General features: G+C 58.3%; 8 protein-coding genes. 4 read left to right on the top strand and 4 right to left on the bottom strand.

Features of this window, described 5'->3' with window-relative positions:
- Window positions 1-507 precede the first annotated feature (507 nt).
- Window positions 508-1,500, top strand: coding sequence for a UDP-glucose 4-epimerase GalE (gene galE, locus AAAC48_RS01290; RefSeq protein WP_340652439.1), 993 nt, complete (start codon window positions 508-510; stop codon window positions 1,498-1,500).
- A 518-nt stretch (window positions 1,501-2,018) separates the two neighbouring features.
- Here the strand turns inward: galE and AAAC48_RS01285 are convergent.
- Window positions 2,019-2,636 (bottom strand): FMN-dependent NADH-azoreductase, encoded by a 618-nt coding sequence (locus AAAC48_RS01285; protein WP_340652438.1) that lies wholly within the window; start codon window positions 2,634-2,636, stop codon window positions 2,019-2,021.
- A 132-nt stretch (window positions 2,637-2,768) separates the two neighbouring features.
- On the opposite strand from AAAC48_RS01285, the gene AAAC48_RS01280 reads away from it, so the two are divergent.
- Complete coding sequence (locus AAAC48_RS01280; RefSeq protein ID WP_340652437.1) at window positions 2,769-3,671, top strand: LysR family transcriptional regulator; 903 nt, start codon at window positions 2,769-2,771, stop codon at window positions 3,669-3,671.
- Between the two features lie 58 nt (window positions 3,672-3,729).
- Here the strand turns inward: AAAC48_RS01280 and AAAC48_RS01275 are convergent, their stop codons facing one another.
- The 3 genes from AAAC48_RS01275 to AAAC48_RS01265 are packed head-to-tail and all read right to left on the bottom strand — an operon-like array spanning window position 3,730 to window position 7,477.
- Window positions 3,730-6,024 carry a xanthine dehydrogenase family protein molybdopterin-binding subunit gene (locus AAAC48_RS01275; protein WP_340652436.1) on the bottom strand — a complete coding sequence of 765 codons (2,295 nt, stop codon included), beginning with the start codon at window positions 6,022-6,024 and terminating at the stop codon, window positions 3,730-3,732.
- A complete protein-coding gene (locus AAAC48_RS01270; RefSeq protein ID WP_340652435.1) occupies window positions 6,021-7,004 on the bottom strand; it encodes a xanthine dehydrogenase family protein subunit M in 984 nt (327 codons plus the stop codon). The genes AAAC48_RS01275 and AAAC48_RS01270 overlap by 4 nt, the downstream gene beginning before the upstream one ends.
- Window positions 7,001-7,477 carry a (2Fe-2S)-binding protein gene (locus tag AAAC48_RS01265; RefSeq protein WP_340652434.1) on the bottom strand — a complete coding sequence of 159 codons (477 nt, stop codon included), beginning with the start codon at window positions 7,475-7,477 and terminating at the stop codon, window positions 7,001-7,003. Before AAAC48_RS01265 ends, AAAC48_RS01270 begins: the two co-directional genes overlap by 4 nt.
- A 204-nt stretch (window positions 7,478-7,681) precedes the next feature.
- Here AAAC48_RS01265 and AAAC48_RS01260 point away from each other — a divergent pair, with 204 nt between their 5' ends.
- Entirely contained in the window at window positions 7,682-8,329 is a 648-nt protein-coding gene (locus AAAC48_RS01260) for a TetR family transcriptional regulator (protein WP_340652433.1), read from the top strand.
- 98 nt (window positions 8,330-8,427) lie between these two features.
- Window positions 8,428-8,932 (top strand): Holotricin-3 precursor (locus AAAC48_RS01255; RefSeq protein ID WP_340652432.1); only part of this gene is annotated, 505 nt, incomplete at its 3' end.

Here is an 8,932-nt window from a genome sequence, read left to right as displayed (position 1 = left end):
ACCCACGATCCGTTCCAGATTAGCAAAGACCCGGTAACGCTTTTCAGCGTGCAACTGGTCAATCGCGTCTTCGAAAAACCGACGATAGTCCATGAATTGCTCCTGTATCATGAACTTAGTAGCGTTTTTGCCCGGCAAAATCCATGATGAGATTATGGGCAATTTGCCACGGCTTTGACGAAACTCTAACCACAAAATGTTGAAGCAGGACAATTGTCGTTGAATCTTGCCGAAAAACTGGAGTGGCTTACGCGCCTGCTGTAAAAAAATGCCTGGCGCTGAAGAAAGGCCAGCGGAAAACTTGATGCGTTTTGCCGCCAGGTCCTCCAGAATCGCTGATGGGGCAATCCATACTTTTCGTTCACCTTGCCAGAAACTATTGCATTACCTTCTGCAAAATTAGACGTAAGTTGCATAGGGTTAGCTCGACAGTCAGCTTTGCACACCTGTCTTAATGCGGCAGGATAAGCACAGGGCAATGGAAATGGAGATTAAGGGGCTGTGCCAATGACCGTGCTTGTGACCGGTGGTGCCGGATATATCGGCAGCCATATGGTCTGGGAATTGCTTGACGCTGGCGATTCCGTTGTCGTCCTCGATCGGCTTTCGACCGGTTTTGAATGGGCGGTGCCTCGAGAGGCCAAACTGGTGGTCGGCGACATCGCCGACCAAAGCCTGGTCCGCCAGACCATCGAACGCAATTATGTCGACGCAGTCATCCATTTCGCCGGTTCGGTTGTCGTGCCGGACTCGGTACGCGACCCGCTCACCTACTATGAAAACAATACATCGAAGTCCCGGTCATTGATCGAGGCCGTCGTCAAATCGGACGTGAAGAACTTCATCTTTTCGTCGACGGCAGCAGTCTATGGCGATGGCGGCATGAAGCCTGTCACCGAAGATGTCCCGCCTCAGCCTGAATCGCCTTACGGTGTATCCAAGCTGATGACGGAATGGATGCTGCGCGATACCGCCGCTGCCCATGACTTCCACTACACGGCGCTGCGTTACTTCAATGTCGCCGGGGCAGACATGAAGGGCCGAACCGGACAGTCGACCAGAGGCGCTACGCACTTAATCAAGGTCGCCTGCGAGACTGCGCTGGGCAAACGTCGCTACATGGAAATCTTCGGCCATGACTTTCCGACACCGGACGGAACATGTGTGCGTGACTATATTCATGTCGGCGACCTCGTCGCCGCGCACCGCCTTGCCCTGGAGCGGCTCCGGGCCGGCGGTAGCAGTATGGTCGCCAATTGCGGTTATGGTCGTGGCTACTCTGTGAAGGAAGTGATCGAAAGCGTGGAGCGCGTACACGGTGCACCGATCGATGCGCGCTTGACTGTTCGCCGCCCCGGCGACGCTGCATCGATTGTCGCAGATAGCAGCAAGGCGCGTGCCAATCTTGGCTGGGAACCTAAACTCGATGATCTCGATACAATTGTCGAGTCGGCGCTACGGTGGGAAAAAGCGCTACAGCATCGTAACAACAAAGGATGAACCCCGGTTGCGGTTGCTTTGAGGTTCTTTTGTTTCGGCTCTTTCTTGAACGGCAAAATAGTGGAACGTTTCGGGCAATGAGATTTGCCCAACGACAAATGAAGCATCGAGCCTGACAATTCCCTGGTCGGTGGAAAAGACGAAAGGGTGCGGCGCAGAGCCACATTGTCATAAAAGCTTCAAGTCTAGAAAAAGGGAACCTTCTTCGCAGCGACAGGGTTAAGGCTACGAAGCAACGTTGGAGCCGAGAACGATGGACGGTAACGACCGTACCTACGAAAAACAACTCTCACGGATCTTAAGGCGACAGATCTCCCAATCGTCTTACAGATCGGCGATACGTGTGGCAGGCATATACAAGGTCGAAGACATAGTTCCTGAAAGTCTTCTTGACCAGCTCAACCGGCTTGATGACGCAGAGCGTGCCCGTCGCGCGTGATTTTGCAAAAATGATTTATCGCGCACTACAAAAAGAGGCGGGCCAAAAGCCCGCCTCTTTCGCGATCAGCACTATGCCCTTAGGCGGCAAGCGCCAGGTCGCTGGTGTAATCAAGTGCGGAAGAAATTGCCTTTTCTTCTGCTTCAGGGCCCATGGCAACACCTTCGATGCGAACAACCTCAACGTCGGTCATGCCCAGGAAACCGAGAGTCGTTTTAAGGTATGGTGTTGCATGATCGAAAGGAGCAGCAGGGCCGCTTGAATAGACACCGCCCGAAGCAATCACGAGATAGACCTTCTTGCCGGTTACGAGACCCTTCGGGCCGTCGGCGCCATAGCTGAACGTCTTGCCGGCGCGGGCAATATGGTCGATCCAGGATTTCAGCGTCGAGGAAATGTTGAAGTTGATGAGGCCGGTTGCAATGACGACTGCGTCGGCAGCAAACAGTTCATCCACAATCGCGTCCGAAACGCCAACGACGCTCTGCTGCTGTGCGGAACGCGACTCGGCAGGTGTATAGATACCGGACGTGTAATCAGCATCGATATGAGGAAGCGGGTTTTTGGCGAGGTCGCGGGTAACGATCTTCGCGCCCGGCGTCTTTGCCTTGAGTTTCTGTGCAAGTTCAGTTGCGACGCGTGTCGAATGGGATGCTGCACCACGCGGGCTCGATGTAACGAGAAGTATGGAAGACATAGCCTAAGTTCCTTCAGTTAAGTTGTTGTCTCGGGGGAGAACAATCCGATGGCTGTAATTTGGTTCTCGACATCCATTTATAAAACTGGGAAAATATCGATCCAATCCATCTAACTGATAGATAGGTAAAGCATGCAACCAAACCCGACGCTGGATCAACTCCAGGTCTTTGTTGCTGTGGCCGAGACTGGCAGCTTCTCGGCTGCCGCGCGGCGGCTCAATCGGTCGCAATCGGTCGTCAGCTATACGATTGCCAATCTGGAGGCGCAGCTTGAATTGCAGCTTTTCGAGCGCGGCGGGACGCGGGAGCCGCGTCTGACCGAGGAGGGCAAGGCCATGCTTGAGGATGCCCGGCGCATGGTCTCTGTCCTTAAAGGCTTGCGCTCCCGGGCTGAGGGCTTGAAACAGGGGCTTGAAGCCGAGGTGGCCGTTGCCATTGACGTCTCATTGCCGTCGCCGGTGCTGACCTGTGTCCTAAAGGCATTTCAGGTGCAGTTTCCAACAGTCAGTCTGCGCGTTCAGGTCGGCGCGCTCGGAATGGTCTGGGACCTCGTCCTCAAAAAACAGGCCGATTTTGGCATTGGCGGCCCGCCGATGCAGGCCCACGATGAGCTCGTATTACTTCAGGTCGGCCAAACCGCGATGACACCGGTTGCTGCTCCCGATCATCCGCTGGCCCTTTATGAAGGACCTGTGCCATTGTCTTTCATCCGCGATCATTTTCAGCTGGTGATCACCGATTTGAGCGAGCAGACCAAAGGCCGGGACTTTGGCGTCTTTGCCTACAAAACCTGGCGGCTGACAGATGTTAGCACCAAGCATGACCTGATTCTGGCAGGTCTAGGCTGGGGTGGCCTGCCGAAATGGATGGTGCGAGACGATCTCGCCGAGGGACGGCTGGTGCTACTTAATCTCGAACCATACCCTGAGGCAGCCTATCCGTTACTGGCGCTCTATCCCGTCGATAGCCCTTTGGGGCCGGCTGGAATGTGGCTGGTCGAACGCTTCAAGCAGGAACTGGCGCGGTTTGGATAATTCAACGCAGGCGAAAGGGCCGGTTGAAAACCGGCCCTTTCGCTCATTCTGGCTGACCCTAGATCAGTTTTTCCAGCGTGATCGGCAGGTCCCGGACCCGCACACCCGTGGCGTGGTAGACCGCATTGGCGATGGCGGGAGCGACACCGACAATGGCGAGTTCGCCCACGGCCTTGCCACCCAGTACCGAAGCGTGGGTATCGGGAATGCCAACCGAGATGACTTGAAGGTCAGGGATGTCCGCATTGGTCGGGACGAGATAGTCGCCCAGATTATTGTTCATCACACGGCCGTAGCGTGGGTCCACAATGCCCTCTTCGAGCAGCGCCTGGCCGATGCCCATAATGATACCGCCCTTCCACTGGCTCTCGGCGAGCTTGGGGTTATAGAGGCGGCCCGAATCCAGAGCCGACACCATACGCGAGACGCGAACCGTGCCAAAATCTTCGTCGACCCGGACTTCGACGAAGTGAACGCACCAGCTGTGGAGCGAGTAATCGCCCTCGGTCGGTGAAAGCATCGTCGATATCGTTGTGAAGTTTCGGTAGTGATCCTTCTCGTTTCGCAGTTTTTCAGGAAGCGTGTCACGCAGCGCCTCGATCCGATCGCGTCCAGTGCGGCGCATGACTTCGGCGATCGCAACGCCCGACCCTTGATCGCGCGGCGAGGCAATTTGCCCGGCTTCGATGACCAGCGTATTGGCCTGCAGGTCGCGGAAGGGCGAATTCGGATCATTGATGGCAAGGCCGATCAGCTCGTCGCGAGCGGCAAGAGCTGCCTTGTGCACGGCGCCGGTCATCAGGTTCGCGAGCTGTGAGCCGCCGGCAACTGGCGCACGGGGAAGTGCGGAATCGCCGAGCTTCACTTTGACTGTCTCGACGGGGACGCCGATGGCTTCGGCTGCCGTCTGCGCAAGGATCGTATAGGTGCCCTGGCCCATGTCGATGCAACTGCTGGCAACCTCGACCGTACCATCGCTCAAAATGCGGACCAGCGCTTCGCCTGGCGTGCGCCGTACGGGGTAGGTGCCGGCAGCAACACCGTAGCCAATCAGTTGGCTGCCTTCGCGCATCGATCTGGGTTTCGGGTCGCGTTTCGACCAGCCGAAGGATTCCGCTCCAGCGGCATAGGCTTCGCGCAGCCGGCGCGTCGACCATGGCTTCCCGGCGCTCGGGTCCTTTTCGGCATAGTTGAGCAGGCGGATATCGAGCGGGTCGATGCCGACCTCATAGGCAAGTTCGTCGATGGCGCATTCGATACCGAAGGCGCTCGGGTTTTCGCCGGGCGCGCGCAGTGCGCCGGGCTTGACCGTATTCACCGGGACGATGTTCTGGCGTGAACTGAAATTCGGCGTGTCGTACATGATGGAGATGACCGAGCCGAGCGGCTCGACCGCGACCTCCTTCATCGAGGTCTCGTTGGCGCCGCGATGAAAGATCGAGACGAGCTTGCCCTCAAGGGTGGCGCCAAGTGCAATCGTCTGGCGCGTCGCTGGCCGGCCGCCATAGGCTGTGAAGGTCTGTGGCCGGGTGACGGCGAGCTTGACCGGACGTTTCACCATTCTGGCAGCGTTGATGGCAATCGCTGCATGGTCAAGCGCAAGCGCCTTCGACCCGAAGCCGCCGCCAATATAGGGCGAGATCAGCCGCACCTTGTCGAAAGGAACGCCAAACCATTCAGCATAGGTGCGGGCCATGCCGTCGATCCACTGGCTGGGTTCCCAGATGGTGAGTTCATCGCCCTTCCACTCTGCAATCAGGCCATGCGGTTCGATCGGAACATTGTATTCACGCGGCGTCGTGTAGTGCTGCTCTATGCGCACGGAAGCGGTGGTGAGTGCCGCTTCAGCGTCACCCCATTCGACGGTCAACTGGTCGATAGCCTTGCCTTCGCCGGCTTTCGGATCGTAAAGGCTGGTAATGGCGGACGTCTCGTCATAGGTGACCTTTATCAGCGCGGCCGCGGCGGTGGCCTGCTCGAAAGTCTCGGCGACAACTGCTGCGATATGCTGGCCGCTGAAAGTGATATCGCGGGCGAGCGGCTCGTATGGAACGTCGGCTGGCGGCGTTCCGAGCCAGTCGGTGGCCGCTTTGATCGCCAGCGCATTATCGGGCGTCATGACCAGCAGCACGCCGGGATAGGCTTGCGCTGCCTTGCTGTCGATGGAGCGCACGCGGCCGGAGGCGATCGTGCTCTGGACGATCACGGCGTGGACCATGCCCTGCGGATGATGTTCGAGCGCATAATTTGCCGCGCCGGTGATCTTGGCCGGGCCGTCGACGCGGGACAGGCGCCCGCCCAGCGTGCCGTCGGAGGCATCGCCGCGTTTTGATCTGGTTTCGACTATGGTCATGCCAAGGCTCCCATCTTCAGAATGGCGCGTTCAACGACGCGTGGGGCGAGCTCGATCTTGTAGTGATTGGCGCCATGGGCGATTGCACCCTCGACGGCAAGGCGGCTCGCTTTCTTGACCGTATCGGGTTCCAGCGTTTTACCCTTGAGGGCGTCTTCAACCCCCCGGGCCCGCCAGGGCTTGGTAGCGACGCCGCCAAGCGCGACACGCAGATCTTTTACCGTCTTGCCGTCCGCTTCGAACTCGATGCCGACTGCAGCACTTGCAGCGGCGAATTCATAGGATTGGCGGTCGCGTACCTTCCAGTAGGTGGAGCGCTTGGCCGCAACTGATGCCGGGATAGTGATCGCCGTGATCATCTCGCCGGGCTTGATGGCATGTTCCTTGTGCGGTGTCGCGCCGGGCAGAAGGAAGAAGTCGTCGATCGCGACCTTGCGCTTTCCAAGATGCACGACCGCATCGAAGGCAACGAGCGCTACTGCGAGGTCGCCCGGATAGGTGGCGATGCAGGCGTCGCTGCCGCCAAGCACCGCATGGCCGCGATTGACGCCCTCGAGCGCCGAGCAACCGCTGCCGGGGGCGCGCTTGTTGCAGGCGGGAAAAGTCGCTGGATCGCGGAAATAGGCGCAGCGTGTGCGCTGCAGGAGGTTGCCGCCAATCGTCGCCATGTTGCGGATCTGGGCTGATGCCGCTTGCCATAAAGACTCCGAAACCGCCGGAAACTGTTGTTTGATCGCTGAATCTGCTGCCACGTGGCTCATCTTTGCCAGAGCGCCAATAAAGGCGCCTTCGGCATCGACGCGGATTGCATCAAGGCCTTTAAGGTGAATGATATCCACCACCTGTTCGGGCTCGCTGACGCCGCATTTGGCAAGGTCGAGGAGGGTGGTGCCACCCGCGAGCAGCATGGTCGCCGGCATGGCGGCAGCACGCAGTGCCTCGTCGAGCGAGCCGGCGCGAAGATAGGAGAAATCTCTCATGGCATCACCTTTGCTGCTTCACGAACTGCCTCGACAATGTGCGGATAGGCGCCGCAGCGGCAGAGATTGCCTGACATATATTCGCGGATTTCGTCGTCTGACCCCGCATGGCCCTCGCGGATGCAGGCCACCGCAGACATGATCTGTCCTGGCGTGCAGTAGCCGCACTGGAACGCATCGTGCTCAAGGAAAGCGGCCTGAACCGGGTGAAGCTCGCCGCCGGGCCCGGAAAGTCCCTCGACCGTGGTGATCTTCCGGCCCTCCACTTGGGCCGCCAGGGTCAGGCATGAAAGCACCCGCTCGCCGTCCACATGCACGGTGCAGGCGCCGCACTGGCCCTGGTCGCAGCCCTTCTTGGTTCCAGTCAGCTCAAGATGATCGCGCAGCGCATCCAGCAATGTCACACGCGGCTCGACGGTAAGTGACTGCGTTTGACCATTGATATTTAGATTTATGGTTGTTTGGTTCGTCATCGGCGTCCTGCTCCAGTACGCTCAGAGGAATTTCGATGGACCCTTCAGCGGCCAAGTGCGTTCAAAGGCGCAAAAGGCATGACACGAGGGTCCCAAATGGGGTAATAGTGCGGAAGTTCCGAAATAATCGGAGGTGCCTCCGTTTCTGAAACATAGCGGCTTGCCCAAGCGGGTTCAAGGCCTAATCGTATTGGAGTTGAAATAGTGAGCGACAAGGAGCGGTCAGAGCTGCAGGAGATCGAGCCGTCTGCGCCTGCCAGGCGCCTGCGCGCCGATGCCAGCCGCAACCGGGAAAAGCTTGTCGAGATTGCGGGGCACGCCTTTGCTGAACGTGGCGGTGACGCCTCGCTTGAGGAGATAGCGCGGCAGGCGGGTGTCGGTATCGGCACGCTCTACCGGCATTTTCCGACGCGGGAACATCTTGTCGAAGTGGTCTACCGGCGCGAGGTCGAGGCATTGTGTGCCGCCGCCGAAGAGCTCGCACAGCATCAACCGCCCGATGTGGCGCTGGCAGAATGGATGCAGCGTTTTGTCGACTACATCGCTGCCAAGCGCGGCATGGCAAACAGCCTTCGCATCCTTTTCGATGCAAATTCAGAGGTATTCGCCAACACAGCCGGAATGGTCGCGTCCGCCTTGCAGGGGCTCGTCGATGCCGCCGTTGCCGATGGTTCAATACGCAGCGACATCGACAGTTCCGACGTATTGCATGCGTTATCGGGCATATACTCGGCCCCTGACACGCCGGATTGGCGCGAGCGGTCCCGCCGCCTCGTTTCGCTGCTGATGGATGGCCTGCGCTGGGGCTCGGCAAAGGCGAAGGCCGAACGCCCGGCTCACCTGTCCGGTTGAAATGCTATGTGATCATTGTACGTTCGGTTGCCACATTGGAGCCGTAAACGAACGATTAATTGCTGGCACTTTTCAGAAGTGCAAATTAGGAGATGGGTATGATTAAATCCAAGAATGCTCTCGTCGCTGCAACCTGTCTCGGTTTGTTCGTGACCGGCGCTGCTCTCTCAACGACAGATAATTTCAATCCGGTAGGACCCGCGTTCGCCAAAAATGGCGGCAACGGTGGCGGAAATGGAAACGGCAATGGGAATGGCGGTGGAAACAACGGAAAATCCGCCGACCATGGCAATTCTGCCAAGGCACATGACAAGTCCAAAGTGGAAAAAGCGTCGCTGAAAGCGGATGATGACGACGATGACAATACGCTGGGTCCGCTCAATGCTGCCCATGCCTCGGCACGTGCAAGAGAACGGGCCGCACCAAATTCGTCCGTAGGCAAGATTGCAACTTATGAGCGCGCACGGGAGGATGCCTTGGCGCTGACGGATCCCGTACTTCGGGAACAGGCACTTGACGATGCCGAAACTCAACTCGAATCAGCCTTTGGTCGCACCCTGACCGACGCACAGATCGATCGTGTCAACGCATTGCTGGACGCAC

It is taken from the genome of Phyllobacterium sp., from assembly GCF_037994405.1.
Lineage (GTDB): Bacteria > Pseudomonadota > Alphaproteobacteria > Rhizobiales > Rhizobiaceae > Phyllobacterium.
This window is presented reverse-complemented; position numbering and strand designations above follow the sequence as displayed.

Coding starts and splice junctions, on each gene's coding strand:
- AAAC48_RS01285 (WP_340652438.1), bottom strand. CDS start 2,636: ATGTCTTCCATACTTCTCGTTACATCGAGCCCGCGTGGTGCAGCATCC.
- galE (WP_340652439.1), top strand. CDS start 508: ATGACCGTGCTTGTGACCGGTGGTGCCGGATATATCGGCAGCCATATG.
- AAAC48_RS01275 (WP_340652436.1), bottom strand. CDS start 6,024: ATGACCATAGTCGAAACCAGATCAAAACGCGGCGATGCCTCCGACGGC.
- AAAC48_RS01280 (WP_340652437.1), top strand. CDS start 2,769: ATGCAACCAAACCCGACGCTGGATCAACTCCAGGTCTTTGTTGCTGTG.
- AAAC48_RS01265 (WP_340652434.1), bottom strand. CDS start 7,477: ATGACGAACCAAACAACCATAAATCTAAATATCAATGGTCAAACGCAG.
- AAAC48_RS01270 (WP_340652435.1), bottom strand. CDS start 7,004: ATGAGAGATTTCTCCTATCTTCGCGCCGGCTCGCTCGACGAGGCACTG.